Source organism: Variovorax ginsengisoli (genome assembly GCF_030486595.1).
Lineage (GTDB): Bacteria > Pseudomonadota > Gammaproteobacteria > Burkholderiales > Burkholderiaceae_C > Variovorax > Variovorax ginsengisoli_B.
In genome coordinates this window covers 142,843-157,749 of the sequence record NZ_JAUJZH010000005.1, presented here as the reverse complement: position 1 = coordinate 157,749, position 14,907 = coordinate 142,843, and the positions used below count along the sequence as shown (strand labels likewise).

Genomic DNA, 14,907 nt, shown 5'->3' with positions numbered 1-14,907 from the left:
GGACAGACCAAGAAACTGCGCAGCAGTTTTTGCTCTGTCCTCAACTGACTAAACAAAAGGAGACTCGCATGAACATCCAAGGACAAGCCGCACTCGTGACCGGCGGCGCATCCGGCCTCGGCGAAGCCACGGCGCGCGAGCTCGCGCGGCTCGGCGCCAAGGTCGCAGTGCTCGACGTCAATGCCAGCCTGGCGGAGAAGGTCGCCGCCGAGATCGGCGGCGTCGCCTGCGTCTGCGACATCACCGACACCGACAGCGTGAACGCCGCGCTCGACAAGGCCGAGGCCGCGCACGGTGCGGCCCGCATCCTCATGAACGTGGCCGGCATCGGCAGCGCCAAGCGGATCGTCGGCAAGGACGGCAGCGCCGCGCCGCTCGAGGACTTCGTGCGGGTGGTCAACATCAACCTGATCGGTGCCTACAACGTCAGCCGCCTCTATGCGGCGCGCTGCGCCAAGCTGGACCCGAACGAAGGTGGCGAGCGCGGCGTGATGCTGTTCACGGCCTCGGTCGCAGCCTTTGACGGCCAGGTCGGCCAGCAGGCCTACAGCGCCTCGAAGGGCGGGCTGGTGGGCATGACGCTGCCGATGGCACGCGACCTCGCGCAGCACGGCATCCGCGTCTGCACGATCGCGCCGGGCCTGTTCGCGACACCGCTGCTGAAGACCCTGCCGGAGCCGATCCAGCAATCGCTGGCCGCCTCGATCCCGTTCCCGCCACGCCTGGGCGACCCGGCGGAGTTCGCCGCGCTGGCCTGCCACATCGTCACCAACGGCCACCTCAATGGCGAGGTGATCCGGCTCGACGGCGCCCTGCGCATGGCGCCGCGCTGAGCCGGCCGCCACCCTGTTTCTTCGTTCGCCCCTCCAGGAGACATCATGAACATCAAGAAAAGCATCCTCGCAGCCGCGCTGGCCGCCGGCCTCTTCGGCGCCGCCCATGCCGACCTCACGGTCGGCGTCGTGCTGCCGCTGACCGGCCCGGCCTCGGGCCTGGGCATCCCGGTCAAGAACCAGATCGCGCTGTGGCCCAAGACCATCGCCGGCGAGAACCTCAAGGTCGTGGTGCTCGACGATGCCACCGACCCGACCACCGGCGTCAAGGACACGCAGCGGCTGGTGACCGAGGACAAGGTCGACGTCATCATCGGCTCGGCCGCGACGCCGGTCGCGATCCCGATGGCCGACGTGGCCGCGGAATCGGGCACCGTGCAGCTCGCCGCCTCGCCGGCCGGGCTGCCGCCGGGCAAGGACAAGTGGACCTTCCGGCTGCCGCAGTCCAACGACGTCATGGCCTACGCCGTGGTCCAGCACATGAAGTCGCAGAAGGTCAAGACCATCGGCTTCCTCGGCTACACCGACGCCTACGGCGAACTCTGGCTCAAGGCGCTGACCGCCGAGGCCGAGAAGAACGGCATGAAGGTCGTCGCCACCGAGCGCTTCGGCCGCGCCGACACCAGCGTCACCGCCCAGGTGCTGAAGCTGACCTCGGCCAACCCCGACGCGATCCTGATCGTTGCCTCGGGCAGCGGCGCCGGCATGCCGCAGAAGGCGGTGATGGAGCGCGGCTTCAAGGGCAAGGTCTACCAGACGCACGCCGCCGCCACGCAGGACCTGATGCGCACCGCCGGCAAGGATGCAGAAGGCACCTTCGTCGTCTCCGGCCCGGCCACCGTGGCCGAGCAGCTGCCCGACAGCCACCCGTCGAAGAAGGCCGCGGTCGACTTCGTGCAGCAGTACGAGAAGGCCTACGGCCCGGGCTCGCGCAACCAGTTCGCCGGCCACGGCGCCGATGCGCTGACGGTGCTCGAGAAGGCGGTGCCGATCGCCCTCAAGAAGGGCAAGCCCGGCACGCCGGAGTTCCGTGCGGCACTGCGCGACGCGATGGAGACCATGGGCCGCACGGTGCTCGCGCACGGTGTCTTGAACTGGACGCCCGACAACCACTGGGGCTACACCAACGAGACCGGCGTCATGCTGAAGGTCGTGGGCGGCCAGTTCAAGGTCGAAGCACCGTAGCTCGCCCCCAGGTTGCCCGCACTTCGTGTCGGGCGCCCACCCCCTACCGGGGGCAACACCAGCGGCCTGGCGAAGCCAGTTCCGCGGTGTTCCACGAAGAGAAAAGAACACGGAGAACGCGCGCCGCGAAGCCCTCATGGATATCTCAATCGCCAGCATCCTGACGCTGGACGGACTCACGAACGGGGCGATCTACGCGCTGCTGGGCATGGGTATCGTGCTCGTGTTCACGGTCACCCGCGTCATCTTCATTCCGCAGGGCGAGTTCGTCGCCTATGGCGCGCTAACGCTCGCCATCTTCCAGACCGGCAAGGTGCCCGGCACGGTCTGGCTGCTGCTGATCCTCGCCGCCGTCGCAGCGCTCATGGAACTGGTGAGCACCTGGCGCCACCGCGGCCGGGCCGCACCGGCCCTGGTGGCCGCCGCGCGCATGTTCGTGCTGCCGGCGGTGGTCTGTGCCGTGTCGGCGTGGGCGGCGCCGCGCAACCTGCCGCTGGCGGTCCAGGCCTTCCTCACGCTGTGCATCGTCACGGCGTTCGGGCCGCTGGTCTACCGCGTCGCCTACCAGTCGCTCGCCGGCGCCAGCTCGCTGGTGCTGCTGATCGTCTCGGTCGGCGTGCATTTCGCGATGACCGGGCTGGGCCTGCTGTTCTTCGGCGCCGAGGGCTTTCGCAACCCGTCGTTCTGGGACGACCGCTTTGCGGTCGGCCCGCTGAACGTCAACGGGCAGGCCGTGATCATCTTCCTCGCCTCGGCGGCGCTGATCGTGATGCTGTGGCTCTACTTCGAGCGCACCCTCTACGGCAAGGCCCTGCGGGCGACGGCCGTGAACCGGCTCGGTGCACGGCTGATGGGCATCTCCACGCAGGCGGCGGGCCAGCTCACCTTCGCGATGGCGGCGCTGATCGGCGCGCTGTCGGGCCTCCTGATCGGGCCCACCACCACGATCTTCTACGACTCCGGCTTCCTGATCGGCCTCAAGGGCTTCGTCGCCGGCGTGATCGGCGGCCTGGCGAGCTATCCGGGCGCGCTGCTCGGCGCGCTGGCGGTCGGCGTGATCGAGTCCTTCGGCTCGTTCTGGGCCAGCTCGTTCAAGGAGGTGATCGTGTTCACCATCATCCTGCCGGTGCTGTTGTGGCGCTCGCTGACCAGCGCCCACTCGGACGAGGAGCATTGACATGGAAGCCACCTTGAATCCTCCAGCGGCCAAGCCGCCCGCGAAGAGCCGCCTGCGCACCTGGGGCCCGCTGGCGCTGGTGGCGGTGCTCGTCGCCCTGCCGCTGCTGCCGCTGCCCAACTTCTGGATCATCCAGCTCAACTACATCGGCATCTACACGCTGCCGGTGCTGGGGCTGGTGCTGCTCACCGGCGTCGGCGGACTGACCTCCTTCGGCCAGGCGGCGTTCGTGGGCATCGGCGCCTACACCACCGCCTACCTGAGCGTGAACTTCGGCCTCTCGCCGTGGCTCACCCTGTTCGTCGGCCTGGCGCTGACCGGCCTCAGCGCCGCGATCATCGGCGGCATCACGCTGCGCATGTCGGGCCACTACCTGCCGCTCGCCACCATCGCCTGGGCGCTGGCGCTCTACTACCTGATGGGCAACCTCGAGGCGCTGGGCAAGTACGACGGCATCCTGGGCGTCAAGGGGCTCACGCTCTTCGGCCTCGAGGTCGGCCAGCAGCGGGTGTTCTATGCGGTGGTCTGGACTTTCTCGCTGCTCGCCTGCTTCGCGGTGATCCGGCTGCTCGATTCACGCAGCGGCCGGGCCATCCGGTCGCTGGCGGGCGGCTCGCAGATGGCCGAGGCGATGGGCGTGAACACGCTGCGCTTCAAGGTCGGGATCTTCGTGCTGGCGGCGCTGCTGGCGTCGCTCTCGGGCTGGCTGTTCGCGCATTTCCAGCGCACCGTGAACCCCTCGCCCTTCGGCCTCAAGATGGGCATCGAGTACCTCTTCATGGCGGTGCTCGGGGGCGCGGCCCACGTGTGGGGCGCGATCGCCGGCGCCGGCGTGGTCAAGCTGCTCGAAGACCAGCTGCAGGTGCTGCTGCCCAAGCTGATCGGCACCAGCGGCAGCTACGAGCTGATCGTCTTCGGCATCCTGATCGTGCTGGTGCTCAAGTACCTGCCCGACGGCCTGTGGGACTTCATCGACCGCCGGCTGCCGCGCCCGCAGCGCCCGGTCGACTGGCGCGATGCGCCCGACCTCCCGGCGCGCGCCAAGCCGGCCGCCGGCGAGGTGGTGCTCGACGTGCAGGCGATCCGCAAGACCTTCGGCGGGCTGGTGGCGGTCAACGACATCAGCTTCCAGACCCGGGCCGGCCAGGTGGTCGGCCTGATCGGGCCCAACGGCGCCGGCAAGTCGACCACCTTCAACCTGGTCACCGGCGTGCTGGGCCTGAGCGGCGGCGCCGTGCGCTTTCGCGGCGAGGCGATCGGCGGGCTGTCGTCGCGCGCCATCGCCGAGCGCGGCGTCTCGCGCACCTTCCAGCACGTGAAGATGGTGCCCGACATGACGGTGCTCGAGAACGTTGCGCTCGGCGCCCACCTGCGCGGCCGCAAGGGGGCGATCGCGGCCATGCTCCACACCGACCGCGCCGAGGAGCGCGAGCTGCTGCGCGAGGCCGAGCGCCAGCTGCAGCGCGTGGGCATGGGCGACTGGATGCACGAGCTGGCCGGCAACCTGGCGATGGGCCAGCAGCGGCTGCTGGAGATCGCGCGCGCCCTGTGCGCCGACCCGGCCCTGCTGCTGCTCGACGAGCCGGCCGCCGGCCTGCGCCACAAGGAAAAGCAGGCGCTCGCCGACGTGCTGCGCAGCCTGCGCGCCTCGGGCATGAGCATCCTGCTGGTCGAACACGACATGGACCTGGTGATGGACATCTGCGACCACATCGTGGTGATGGAATTCGGCACCCACCTGATGGAGGGCACGCCCGCCGAGGTGCAGCAAAGCCCGAAGGTGCGCGCCGCCTACCTGGGCACGGAACACTGACATGAGCGCTCCCCTCCTCCGAATCCACGACCTGCGCGCCGGCTACGGCCGTGCCGAAGTGCTGCACGGCATCGACCTGCAGGCGGGCGAAGGCAGCGTCGTGACCGTGATCGGCCCCAACGGCGCCGGCAAGTCGACCCTGCTCAATGCGCTGATGGGCGTGCTGCCCGCCAAGGGCGGCATCGAGTTCCGCGGCCAGCCGATCGGCGGCCTGTCGCTCGAGGAGCGCGTGATGCTCGGCATCGCGCTGGTGCCCGAGAAGCGCGAGCTGTTCGCCACCATGCCGGTCGAGGACAACCTGGTGCTCGGCGCGTTCCGGCAGGTGCGGCTGCGCAACCGCGATTGGCGCGACCAGATCGAGCAGGTCTACACGCTGTTCCCGCGCCTGAAGGAACGCCGGATGCAACTGGCCGGCACGCTGTCGGGCGGCGAGCGCCAGATGCTGGCGGTCGGCCGGGCGCTGATGTCGCGGCCCACGCTGCTGATGCTCGACGAGCCCAGCCTCGGCCTCGCGCCGCTGGTGGTGCAGGAGATCTTCCGCACCGTGAGCGCGCTGCGCGCCACCGGCGTGACGATCCTGCTGGTCGAGCAGAATGCGCGCGCCGCGCTCGAAGTCGCCGACCACGGCTACGTGCTCGAGATGGGCAGCGTCAGCGCCGAAGGCGAGGCCCGCCAGCTGGCCGGCGATTCGCGCGTGATCGATACCTACCTGGGCGCGGCCCGGGCCTGAGCGACCGGCCAGCAGGAGACACGATGAAGACCCCCACCCGCAGCCATCTCCAGCTCGGCGCCGTGGCGCTGGCCGGCGCTTCCCTGCTCGCCGCCTGTGCCGGTGTCGGCCGGACTGCGCCGACCGCGCCGCTGGCCGCGGCCCGGCCCGGCACGCTGCTGTCGTGCAGCGCGCTCGCGGCCAGCGCGGCGCCGCCCGGCACCTTGTACACCCAGGCCGTGGCGGTGCCGGCCGGCACGGTCGCGCTGGGCAACGCCAGCGTGCCGGTTCCGGCCCACTGCCTGGTCCAGGGCCGCATGAACGAGCGCATCGGCCCGGTCGACGGCAAGCGCTACGCGATCGGTTTCGAGATGCGGCTGCCGGTGGCCTGGAACGGCCGCTTCTTCTACCAGGCCAATGGCGGCCTCGACGGCGTGGTCGTGCCGGCGGTCGGCGGCATCGGCGGCGGTGCGCCGGTGACCAACGCCCTGCAGATGGGCTTCGCGGTGATCAGTTCGGACGCCGGCCATCCCGGTTCGCTCGGCCCCGCCTTCGGCCTCGATCCGCAGGCCCGGCTCGACTACGGCTACAACGCGGTCGCGCAGCTCACGCCGATGGCCAGGAACCTGATCGCCCAGGCCTACGGCCGCGGCCCCGACAGGTCCTATTTCGGCGGCTGCTCCAACGGCGGCAGGCACGCGATGGTGGCCGCCGCCCGCGCGTCCAGCCAGTACGACGGCATCCTCGCGGGCGACCCCGGCTACAACCTGCCGCGCGCCGCGGTGGCGCAGCTCTATGGCGCACAGCAGTACGCCAAGGTGGCGACCGCGGCCACGCCGGCAGGCCTGCCGGACCTTCAAAGCGCGTTCACGCCGGCCGAGCTGCAGCTGGTGTCCGACCGCGTGCTGGCCCGCTGCGATGCGCTCGACGGCCTGGCGGACGGCATCGTTTCCGACGTCAAGGCCTGCCAGGCGAACTTCGACCTGCAGCGCGACGTGCCGAGCTGCAGCGGCACGCGCGACGGCCAGTGCCTGACGGCGGCGCAGAAAGGCGCACTCGCCAACGTGTTCACGGGCGCCCGCGACAGCGCCGGCAAGCCGATCTACAGCAGCTTCCCTTTCGACGCCGGAATCGGCGGCAGCAACTGGCGCGAATGGAAGTTCTCGAGCTCCCAGACCCGTGACCCGGGCGCGGTGGGCTTCATCTTCACCTCGCCGCCGCTGGCCACGCGGCCGGGCGGCCTCGCCTTCGCGCTCGGCTTCGACATGGACCGCGATGCGCCGCTGATCGACGCCACCGACCCGGTCTATCGCGAATCGGCGATGGCCTTCATGTCGCCGCCCGACGCCTCGAAGCTGACGGCCCTGCGCGACCGCGGCGGCAAGCTGATCGTCTACCACGGCACCAGCGACCCCGTGTTCTCGTCCGACGACACCGCCGCCTGGTACGAGCGGCTGCAGTCGACCCATGGCGGCGACGCCGCGGCCTTCGCGCGCTACTTCCCGGTCCCGGGCATGAACCACTGCGCGGGCGGCCCCGCCACCGACCAGTTCGACATGCTGAGCGCGCTGGTCGACTGGGTCGAGCAAGGCCGGGCGCCCGAGTCGGTGGTGGCGAGCGCTCGCGGCCCCGGCACGGCGAGCGTCAACCCCGAAGTGCCGGCCAGCTGGTCGGCCCGGCGCACGCGTCCGCTGTGCCCCTACCCGCAAGTCGCTGCCTACACCGGCGGCGACACCGAATCCGCGGCCAGCTTCGCCTGCCGCGCGCCTTGAGATCCCCGCGATGACGACCTACAGCCCCCGCCCCGACGACGTCCGCTTCCTGCTGAACACCGTGCTCGGCGCCCCCGCGCGCCTGAGCGCCCTGGCACCGTTCGCGGAGGTCGACGAGGCGCTGCAGGCCCAGGTGCTCGACGAGGCCGGCAAGTTCGTGGCCGAAGTTATCGCGCCGCCGAACCGCGACGGCGACGAGATCGGCTGCCGCTTCGTGAATGGCGAGGTGCTCACGCCGCCGGGCTTCCGCGACGCTTACCGGGCCTTCGTCGACGGCGGCTGGCCCGCCCTGTCGGCGGCGCCCGAGGATGGCGGCCAGGGCCTGCCCGCGGTGCTCGAGGCGGTGCTGTACGAATGGCTCAGCGCCGCCAACCATGGGCTCACGATGGCGCCGGGTCTGCTGCACGGCGCCTACGAATGCATCCGGCACCATGGCAGCGACGAGCTCAAGCAACGCTATCTGTCGAAGATCGCCACCGGCGAATGGCTGGCCACCATGTGCCTCACCGAAGCCCACGCCGGCAGCGACCTGGGCCAGGTGCGCACCCGCGCCACGGCGCAGGCCGACGGCAGCTTCCGCGTCGCCGGCGGCAAGATCTTCATCTCGGGCGGCGAGCACGATCTGACGGACAACATCGTGCACCTGGTGCTGTGCCGCCTGCCCGACGCACCGGCCGGCCCCAAGGGCCTGTCGCTGGTGCTGGTGCCCAAGCGGCTGCCCGACGGCGCGCGCAATGCGGTGCACTGCGAGCGCATCGAAGAGAAGATGGGCCTGCACGGCAGCTCGACCTGCGTGATGCGCTTCGACGATGCCACCGGCTGGCTGATCGGCGAGCCGAACCGCGGGCTGGCGGCGATGTTCGTGATGATGAACGCGGCCCGGCTGCACGTCGCGCTGCAGGGCCTCGGCCTGCTCGACGCCGCCTGGCAGAAGGCCGACGCCTATGCCCACGAACGCCGCCAGATGCGCGCGCCCGGCCCGGCCCCTGCCAGCCGCGGCAGCGAGGCCGCCGACCTGGTGGCCGAGCATCCGGCGATCCGCCGCATCCTCGACACCCAGCGCGCCTGGATCGACGGTGCCCGGCTGATCGCCTACCGGACCGCGGTCCAGCTCGACATTGCACGCCACGACGCCGACCCCAAGGCCCGCGAGCGGGCGCAGCGCTGGTGCGCGCTGGTCACGCCGGTGCTCAAGGCGGCCTGCACGCAGCAGGCCTTCCATGGCGCCAGCGAATGCCTGCAGGTGTTCGGCGGCCATGGCTACGTGCGCGAATGGGGCATCGAGCAGGTGGTGCGCGATTCGCGCGTGACCATGATCTACGAGGGCACCAACGAGATCCAGGCGATCGACCTGCTGGTGCGCAAGGTGCTGGCCGACGGCGGCGCCGGGATGTCGGCCCTGCTGGTCGAGGTGCGCGACGAGCTCGAGGCCTCGCGCGACATCGACGCCGACGCGCAGCGGCGGCTGGCACAGCTGCGCTACCTCACGACCACGCTGGCGATGGCCGCGGCGGCCGACCCGGCGCTGCCCTACGAGGTGGCGGACGACTACCTGCGCGTGGTGATGATCGCGCTGCTGGCATGGGCCTGGGCCCGCATCGGCCGGGACGCGCCGCAGGACGCCCGCTGGGCGGCGCCCGAGGCGGCCTTCCGCCGCTGGGTGCTGCCCGAGTTCGAGATGCGGCTCGGCATCGTCAAGCGGGCCTGCGAGGCCGTCACAGCGCAGCGCGCGCCGGCCTGATCGGCAGGACGCGGGCGACCAAGCCGGTTACGCTTGCACCATGGCAGTTTCGCGCAAGAAAACCCCATCCGCCACGCACGGCCCAGCGGCGCGCCCCGACCGCCTCGACACCCGCGTGCTGGAGACCTTCGTCGGCTACAACGCACGCCGCGCCTGGCTGGTCGTGACCGAGGTGTTCGCAGAACGCATGGCGCCCTACGGACTCAAGCAGGCCGATTTCTCGGTGCTGTCGCTGCTGGCGCACAACCCGGGCGCGACCTCCCGCCAGCTGTGCTCGACGCTCGACATCCTGCCGCCCAACCTGGTGAGCCTGATCGCCTCGATGGACAGCCGCGGCCTGATCGAGCGCCGGCCGCATCCGCATGACGGCCGTGCGATCGGCCTGCACCTGACACCGGCCGGCGAACAGCTGGTGCGCGAGGCCGAACAGACCGTGATGCAGCTCGAGGCCGACACCAGCGCCCGCCTCACGCAGCGCGAGCGCGAGACGCTGATCAGGCTGCTGCAGAAGATCTATCACTGAACTTTGCGGGACCAGACCAAGAAACTGCGCAGCGGTTTTTGCTCTGTCCTCAACTGACTAGTTGCGGCAGATCACCAGAACTTCCACCAAGGCGTCGTGGCGCGCGAGGCCTCGGGCACCAGGATCTGCAGGCCCGAATCGCGGATCCGGCGGCGCTGCTCGGCTTCGAGGGCCCGAGCCATGCGATGCGCCAGCTGGTCGCCCTGCATCGCGCGCATGCGCCACTCGGTCGCGAGGCTCTGGAGCTCCTCGTCCTGCAGGGTGCCGGGTGCGGTCGACGGATCGGACATGCCGAAATTCTGCCCATCGCGCGCGGCGTCGGCAATCGTAGAGGTTTGCCTTACATCAAGCCAGGAAGCCATCCCAGCTGAGCTTGAGGCCCGTCAGCAGCATGCCGAGGTAGACGAAGCGGTAGAACCAGACCGGATCGATGCGGCGCGCGATGCGAATGCCCACCCACACGCCCAGCGGCGCGATCGGCAGCAGCACCACCGAGGTCGCCATGTTGCGCCAGTCGAGCAGGCCCAGCCAGGCATAAGGCACCCATTTGCTCAGGTTCACGACGAAGAAGAAGTAGGCCATCGTCGCCGTGTAGACCACCGGCGTGAGCCGCAGCGGAATCACGTAGGCGTTGACCGGAGGCCCGCCGGCATGGGCGATGAAGCTGGTGAAGCCGCTGATGGTGCTCAGCAGCGCGCCGCCCAGCTTCGAAGGCATGGGATCGTTCGGGCGCGGCGGGAACAGCAGGCGCTGGGCCAGGAACAGCAGCGTGAAGACGCCGACGATGCCCGCCACCGTGTGCGCCGGAAGCGCCTTGAAGAGCAAGGCCCCGATCACGGTTCCCAGCAGCCCGCACGGAATGAGGAAGCGCAGCAGCCGCGGATCGAAGTCGCGGCGGAAGGCCGCCAGGCCCAGCAGGTCCATCAGCAGCAGGACCGGCATGAGGATGGCGGCGGCCTGCGGCACGCTGACCACCAGCGCCATGAAGGGGACGGCGAGGGAGCCGAAGCCGGCGCCGAAGCCGCTCTTGCTGACGCCGAGCAGCAGCACGGCGGGAACGGCGACCGCATAGAACTGCGGGTCGGTGATGATCGGGAAATTCAAAACGAGGGGGAAGAGTCGGGTGCCTGGGCGCTACATTGTCCACGCACGCTTCCAACGCCCGCCATGAAGATCATCGACGCCGACCAGACCCGTCGCCACCTCGCCTTCGAAGGCCTGGTGCCGGCGCTGCGCGAGGCCTTCGCGCGCGAAGCGACGGTGCCGCCGCGCCACGTGCATTCGGTCGCCGCGGGCGACGACCGCGGCACCGTGCTGATCATGCCGGCCTGGAGCGAGGCCGGCTTCCTCGGCATCAAGACGATCAACATCTTTCCGGGCAACGGCGCGCGCGGCCTGCCGGGGCTGCACGCGACCTACGTGCTCTACGACGCCCACACGGGGGTGCCGCTGGCGCAGCTCGACGGCAACGAGATCACCGCCCACCGGACCGCGGCCGCCTCGGCGCTGGGCGCGGCCTTTCTCGCCCGCGAGGAGGCTTCGAGGCTGCTGGTGCTGGGCACCGGCCGGGTGGCGCGCCTGCTGCCGGCCGCCCACGCGAGCGTGCGGCCGATCCGCGAAGTCCGGCTGTGGAACCACCGCCCCGAAGGCGCGCAGGCCCTGGCCGCGGAATGGCGCCAAGCGGGCTGGGACGCGCAGCCGGTCGACGATCTCGCGACGGCCGTGGCGGCCGCCGACATCGTCAGTTGCGCGACGCTCGCGACCGCGCCGCTGGTGCGCGGGGAATGGCTGGCGCCGGGCAGCCACCTCGACCTGATCGGCAGCTTCACGCCGGCGATGAAAGAGGCCGATGCGGCCTGCTTCGCCGGCGCCCGCGTCTACATCGACACCGACGAGGCCCCGACCAAGGCCGGCGACCTGCTCGACGCCATCGCCGCCGGCGCGGTGTCGCTGGCGACGATCCAGGGCACGCTGGCGCAGCTGTGCCGGGGCGAGCGGCAGGGACGCCGCTCGGCCGCCGAGCGCACGGTCTTCAAGGCCGTCGGCAGCGCGCTGGAAGACCTCGCCGCCGCGACACTCGTCTGGCAGGCTTAGTCGAGGCTGGCGCCCGATTCCTTCACGACCTTGCCCCACTTGAGCGTCTCGCTCTCGATGAAGGCCGCGAACTGCTCCGGCTTCTCGCCATGGGGCTCGGCGCCCTGCTCGGCCAGCTTCTTCTTCACTTCCGGATCGGCCAGTGCCTTGAGGATGGACGCATTGAGCTTGGCGACAACCGGCGCCGGCGTGCCCGCCGGGGCCAGCAGGCCGAACCACGAGGTGGCTTCATAGCCGGGCACGCCGGCTTCGGCGATGGTCGGCACGTCGGGCAGCGCCGGCGAGCGCTTGGCCGTGGTCACGGCCAGGGCGCGCAACTTGCCGCCCTTCACGTGCGGAATGGCCGAAGGCATGTTGTCGAACATGATCGCGATCTGGCCGCCGAGCAGGTCCGACACCGCGGGCGCGCTGCCGCGGTACGGAACGTGCTGCATGTCGACACCGGCCATCTGCTTGAAGAGCTCGCCCGACAGGTGGATGGAGCTGCCGTTGCCCGACGAACCGAAGTTGATCTTGCCCGGGTTGGCCTTCGCGTAGGCGATCATTTCCTTCACGCTCTTGAAGGGCTGCGACGGATTGGCCACCAGCAGGTTCGGCACCATGGCCACGCGCGTGAGCGGCGCGAAGTCCTTGATCGGATCGAAAGGCATCTTCTTGTAGAGGCTCTGGTTGATCGCGTGCGTGCCCACGGTGCCCATGAACAGCGTGTAGCCGTCGGCCGGCGAGCGTGCCGCCGCCTGGCCGCCGATGTTGCCGCCGGCGCCGGCCCGGTTGTCCACCACGACTGGCTGGCCGAGATCGCGGCTCATGTACAGGCCGACCACGCGGGCCAGGATGTCGGTGGTGCCACCGGCCGAGAACGGCACGATGATCGTGATGGGCTTGCTGGGGAACGCGGCCTGGGCGTGGACGGCGAGAGGCGCCATCGCCAGGACGGCGGTGGCAGCCACGGCGGCCATGGCGAAGCTGCGGCGCGTGAGCGCGGCGTCGGAAGGGAAACGGGACATGGGAAACCTTGGAGAACTGGGAAAAGGAAGAATCGAGAGGGACGGCGTCCGGATCAGACCGGTGCGACGCCCAGCGTGGTGCCGCCGCACACGTACAGCACCTGGCCGGTGACGAATCCGTTGTCGGGCGACAGGAAGAACATCGTGGCGCGGGCCACGTCGTCCACGGTGCCGAGCCGCTTCACGACGATGCTGTCGATGATGCGGCGGGTCTGCGGTGCGCCTTCGGGGTTGCTCTGGCGGAACAGCTCGGTCGCGATCGGACCGGGCGCCACCGCATTGACCGTGATGCCGTCGCCGCCGAGTTCCATCGCCAGCGTGCGCGTGAGGCCGATCATGCCGGCCTTGGTGGCCGAGTAGACGATGCGCTCGGGCTTGCCCAGCGCCGCGCGCGACGACACGTTCACGATCCGGCCCCGGCCCGAGGCGCGCAGCGCGGGCAGCGCCGCCTGGATCAGGATCATGCTGGCCTTGAAGTGCAGGCCGACGACGTAGTCGAGGTCGGCCATCGAGGCCGTGTCGATCGTGCCGGGCCGCGTCGCGCCCGCGTTGTTGACCAGCGCCGTCACGGCATAGGCCGAGGTGATTTCGTGCGCGACCGCCTGCGTCTGCGCTTCCTGCGTCAGGTCGGCCTGGAAGGACACCAGACGCTCATGGCCCCAGTCGGGCTTCTTGTAGTCGAGATTGACGACGGTGCGTCCTTGGGCGAGCAGTGCCTCGCAGGTGGCCCGGCCAATGCCGGAGCTGCCGCCCGTGACCAGGGCGGCTTCTTGTTGACTCATCTTGCTTCCAGAACTTTCAATGCGGGCCGCGCGAGCGCGGCTCCGGGGGCGAACGCGCTCAGACGCGTTCGAGGATCAGCGCGATGCCCTGGCCGACGCCGATGCACATCGTGCACAGCGCATAGCGGCCGCCGCCCTTGTGCAGCTGGTTGATCGCGGTGGTGGCCAGCCGCGCACCGCTGGCGCCCAGCGGATGGCCCAGTGCGATCGCGCCGCCGTTGATGTTGACGCGCGCGTCGTCGTCCTTGAGCCCGAGCAGGCGCAGCACCGCCAGCCCCTGGGCGGCGAAGGCCTCGTTGAGTTCGATGACGTCGATCTGGTCGAGCTTCAGGCCGGTGAGCTGCAGCACCTTCTGGGTCGCCGGTGCTGGGCCGATGCCCATGATGCGCGGCGCCACGCCGGCGGTCGCCATGCCGACCACGCGGGCGCGCGGCGTCAGGCCGTGCTTCGCGGCGCTGGCTTCATCCGCCAGCAGCAGCGCCACCGCACCGTCGTTGACGCCGCTGGCATTGCCGGCGGTGACGGTGCCGTCGGGGCGCACCACGCCCTTGAGCTTGGCCAGCGCCTCGAGGCTGGTCTCGCGCGGATGCTCGTCCTTGTTGACGATGACCGGGTCGCCCTTCTTCTGCGCCACGCTGACCGGCACGATCTCGCTGTCGAAGAAGCCCGACTTCTGGGCCGCCACGGCGCGCTGCTGCGACGCCAGCGCCATCCGGTCTTGCGCCTCGCGCTCGATCTTGTAGTCGGTGGCGACGTTCTCGGCGGTCTCGGGCATCGAGTCGACGCCGTACTGCGCCTTCATGAGCTTGTTGACGAAGCGCCAGCCGATGGTGGTGTCGTAGACCGCGTTGTTGCGGCTGAAGGCGCTTTCCGCCTTGGGCATCACGAAAGGCGCGCGGCTCATGCTCTCGACGCCGCCGGCGATCATCAGGCCGGACTCGCCGGCCTTGATCGCGCGCGCCGCCGTCCCCACGGCATCGAGGCCCGAGCCGCACAGGCGGTTGATGGTGCCGCCGCCGACCTCGATCGGCAGGCCGGCCAGCAGCGCGGCCATGCGCGCGACGTTGCGGTTGTCCTCGCCGGCCTGGTTGGCGCAGCCGTAGAGCACGTCGCTGACCGCCTGCCAGTCGACGTTCTTGTTGCGTTCCATCAGGGCCTTGAGCGGCACCGCGCCGAGGTCGTCGGTGCGCACGCTCGAGAGGGCGCCGCCGTAGCGGCCGAAGGGGGTGCGAACGGCGTCGCAGATGAAGGCTTGCTGGCTCATGGTGATG

Annotated in this window: 14 protein-coding genes; 9 read left to right on the top strand and 5 right to left on the bottom strand. The window is 70.3% G+C overall.

Features of this window, described 5'->3' with window-relative positions:
* Positions 1 to 68: 68 nt before the first annotated feature.
* The 8 genes from QZH52_RS09150 (at position 69) to QZH52_RS09115 (ending at position 9,753) form a co-directional block, all read left to right on the top strand.
* On the top strand, positions 69 to 833 hold the full coding sequence (locus QZH52_RS09150; RefSeq protein ID WP_301807122.1) for an SDR family NAD(P)-dependent oxidoreductase: 765 nt from the start codon (positions 69 to 71) through the stop codon (positions 831 to 833).
* A gap of 45 nt (positions 834 to 878) precedes the next feature.
* Entirely contained in the window at positions 879 to 2,018 is a 1,140-nt protein-coding gene (locus QZH52_RS09145; RefSeq protein ID WP_301807119.1) for an ABC transporter substrate-binding protein, read from the top strand.
* 136 nt (positions 2,019 to 2,154) lie between these two features.
* Complete coding sequence (locus QZH52_RS09140) at positions 2,155 to 3,195, top strand: branched-chain amino acid ABC transporter permease (RefSeq protein WP_301807117.1); 1,041 nt, start codon at positions 2,155 to 2,157, stop codon at positions 3,193 to 3,195.
* A gap of 1 nt (position 3,196) precedes the next feature.
* The gene (locus QZH52_RS09135) at positions 3,197 to 5,008 is read left to right on the top strand and encodes a branched-chain amino acid ABC transporter ATP-binding protein/permease (RefSeq protein ID WP_286534761.1); all 1,812 of its coding nucleotides are present in this window, start codon (positions 3,197 to 3,199) and stop codon (positions 5,006 to 5,008) included.
* 1 nt (position 5,009) lies between these two features.
* Positions 5,010 to 5,738, top strand: coding sequence for an ABC transporter ATP-binding protein (locus tag QZH52_RS09130; protein ID WP_286534762.1), 729 nt, complete (start codon positions 5,010 to 5,012; stop codon positions 5,736 to 5,738).
* A gap of 23 nt (positions 5,739 to 5,761) precedes the next feature.
* Positions 5,762 to 7,489: a tannase/feruloyl esterase family alpha/beta hydrolase gene (locus QZH52_RS09125; protein ID WP_301807112.1), complete on the top strand. Its 1,728-nt coding sequence runs from the start codon at positions 5,762 to 5,764 to the stop codon at positions 7,487 to 7,489.
* Between the two features lie 10 nt (positions 7,490 to 7,499).
* Positions 7,500 to 9,230 (top strand): acyl-CoA dehydrogenase family protein, encoded by a 1,731-nt coding sequence (locus QZH52_RS09120; RefSeq protein ID WP_301807110.1) that lies wholly within the window; start codon positions 7,500 to 7,502, stop codon positions 9,228 to 9,230.
* 40 nt (positions 9,231 to 9,270) lie between these two features.
* Positions 9,271 to 9,753, top strand: a complete 483-nt coding sequence (locus QZH52_RS09115; protein WP_286534765.1) for a MarR family winged helix-turn-helix transcriptional regulator — start codon at positions 9,271 to 9,273, stop codon at positions 9,751 to 9,753.
* A 71-nt stretch (positions 9,754 to 9,824) separates the two neighbouring features.
* On the opposite strand, the gene QZH52_RS09110 is transcribed toward QZH52_RS09115, so the two are convergent.
* Together QZH52_RS09110 and QZH52_RS09105 are read right to left on the bottom strand one after the other, a co-directional pair.
* Positions 9,825 to 10,043 (bottom strand): hypothetical protein, encoded by a 219-nt coding sequence (locus QZH52_RS09110; RefSeq protein ID WP_301807107.1) that lies wholly within the window; start codon positions 10,041 to 10,043, stop codon positions 9,825 to 9,827.
* A gap of 55 nt (positions 10,044 to 10,098) precedes the next feature.
* Complete coding sequence (locus tag QZH52_RS09105; RefSeq protein WP_286534767.1) at positions 10,099 to 10,857, bottom strand: sulfite exporter TauE/SafE family protein; 759 nt, start codon at positions 10,855 to 10,857, stop codon at positions 10,099 to 10,101.
* Between the two features lie 63 nt (positions 10,858 to 10,920).
* Between QZH52_RS09105 and lhpI the strand changes: the two genes are divergently transcribed.
* Entirely contained in the window at positions 10,921 to 11,847 is a 927-nt protein-coding gene (gene lhpI / locus QZH52_RS09100; RefSeq protein WP_286534768.1) for a bifunctional Delta(1)-pyrroline-2-carboxylate/Delta(1)-piperideine-2-carboxylate reductase, read from the top strand.
* Here the strand turns inward: lhpI and QZH52_RS09095 are convergent.
* The 3 genes from QZH52_RS09095 to pcaF are packed head-to-tail and all read right to left on the bottom strand — an operon-like array spanning position 11,844 to position 14,900.
* Positions 11,844 to 12,854: a Bug family tripartite tricarboxylate transporter substrate binding protein gene (locus tag QZH52_RS09095; protein ID WP_436411555.1), complete on the bottom strand. Its 1,011-nt coding sequence runs from the start codon at positions 12,852 to 12,854 to the stop codon at positions 11,844 to 11,846. The two genes, lhpI and QZH52_RS09095, sit on opposite strands and share 4 nt — an antisense overlap.
* 53 nt (positions 12,855 to 12,907) lie before the next feature.
* Positions 12,908 to 13,636 carry an SDR family NAD(P)-dependent oxidoreductase gene (locus tag QZH52_RS09090; protein ID WP_301807105.1) on the bottom strand — a complete coding sequence of 243 codons (729 nt, stop codon included), beginning with the start codon at positions 13,634 to 13,636 and terminating at the stop codon, positions 12,908 to 12,910.
* A 58-nt stretch (positions 13,637 to 13,694) separates the two neighbouring features.
* Complete coding sequence (gene pcaF, locus QZH52_RS09085; RefSeq protein ID WP_301807103.1) at positions 13,695 to 14,900, bottom strand: 3-oxoadipyl-CoA thiolase; 1,206 nt, start codon at positions 14,898 to 14,900, stop codon at positions 13,695 to 13,697.
* Between the last annotated feature and the right edge of the window lie 7 nt (positions 14,901 to 14,907).

Coding starts and splice junctions, on each gene's coding strand:
- QZH52_RS09110 (WP_301807107.1), bottom strand. CDS start 10,043: ATGTCCGATCCGTCGACCGCACCCGGCACCCTGCAGGACGAGGAGCTC.
- QZH52_RS09150 (WP_301807122.1), top strand. CDS start 69: ATGAACATCCAAGGACAAGCCGCACTCGTGACCGGCGGCGCATCCGGC.
- QZH52_RS09120 (WP_301807110.1), top strand. CDS start 7,500: ATGACGACCTACAGCCCCCGCCCCGACGACGTCCGCTTCCTGCTGAAC.
- QZH52_RS09140 (WP_301807117.1), top strand. CDS start 2,155: ATGGATATCTCAATCGCCAGCATCCTGACGCTGGACGGACTCACGAAC.
- pcaF (WP_301807103.1), bottom strand. CDS start 14,900: ATGAGCCAGCAAGCCTTCATCTGCGACGCCGTTCGCACCCCCTTCGGC.
- QZH52_RS09125 (WP_301807112.1), top strand. CDS start 5,762: ATGAAGACCCCCACCCGCAGCCATCTCCAGCTCGGCGCCGTGGCGCTG.
- QZH52_RS09135 (WP_286534761.1), top strand. CDS start 3,197: ATGGAAGCCACCTTGAATCCTCCAGCGGCCAAGCCGCCCGCGAAGAGC.
- QZH52_RS09095 (WP_436411555.1), bottom strand. CDS start 12,854: ATGTCCCGTTTCCCTTCCGACGCCGCGCTCACGCGCCGCAGCTTCGCC.
- QZH52_RS09090 (WP_301807105.1), bottom strand. CDS start 13,636: ATGAGTCAACAAGAAGCCGCCCTGGTCACGGGCGGCAGCTCCGGCATT.
- QZH52_RS09130 (WP_286534762.1), top strand. CDS start 5,010: ATGAGCGCTCCCCTCCTCCGAATCCACGACCTGCGCGCCGGCTACGGC.
- QZH52_RS09115 (WP_286534765.1), top strand. CDS start 9,271: ATGGCAGTTTCGCGCAAGAAAACCCCATCCGCCACGCACGGCCCAGCG.
- QZH52_RS09145 (WP_301807119.1), top strand. CDS start 879: ATGAACATCAAGAAAAGCATCCTCGCAGCCGCGCTGGCCGCCGGCCTC.
- lhpI (WP_286534768.1), top strand. CDS start 10,921: ATGAAGATCATCGACGCCGACCAGACCCGTCGCCACCTCGCCTTCGAA.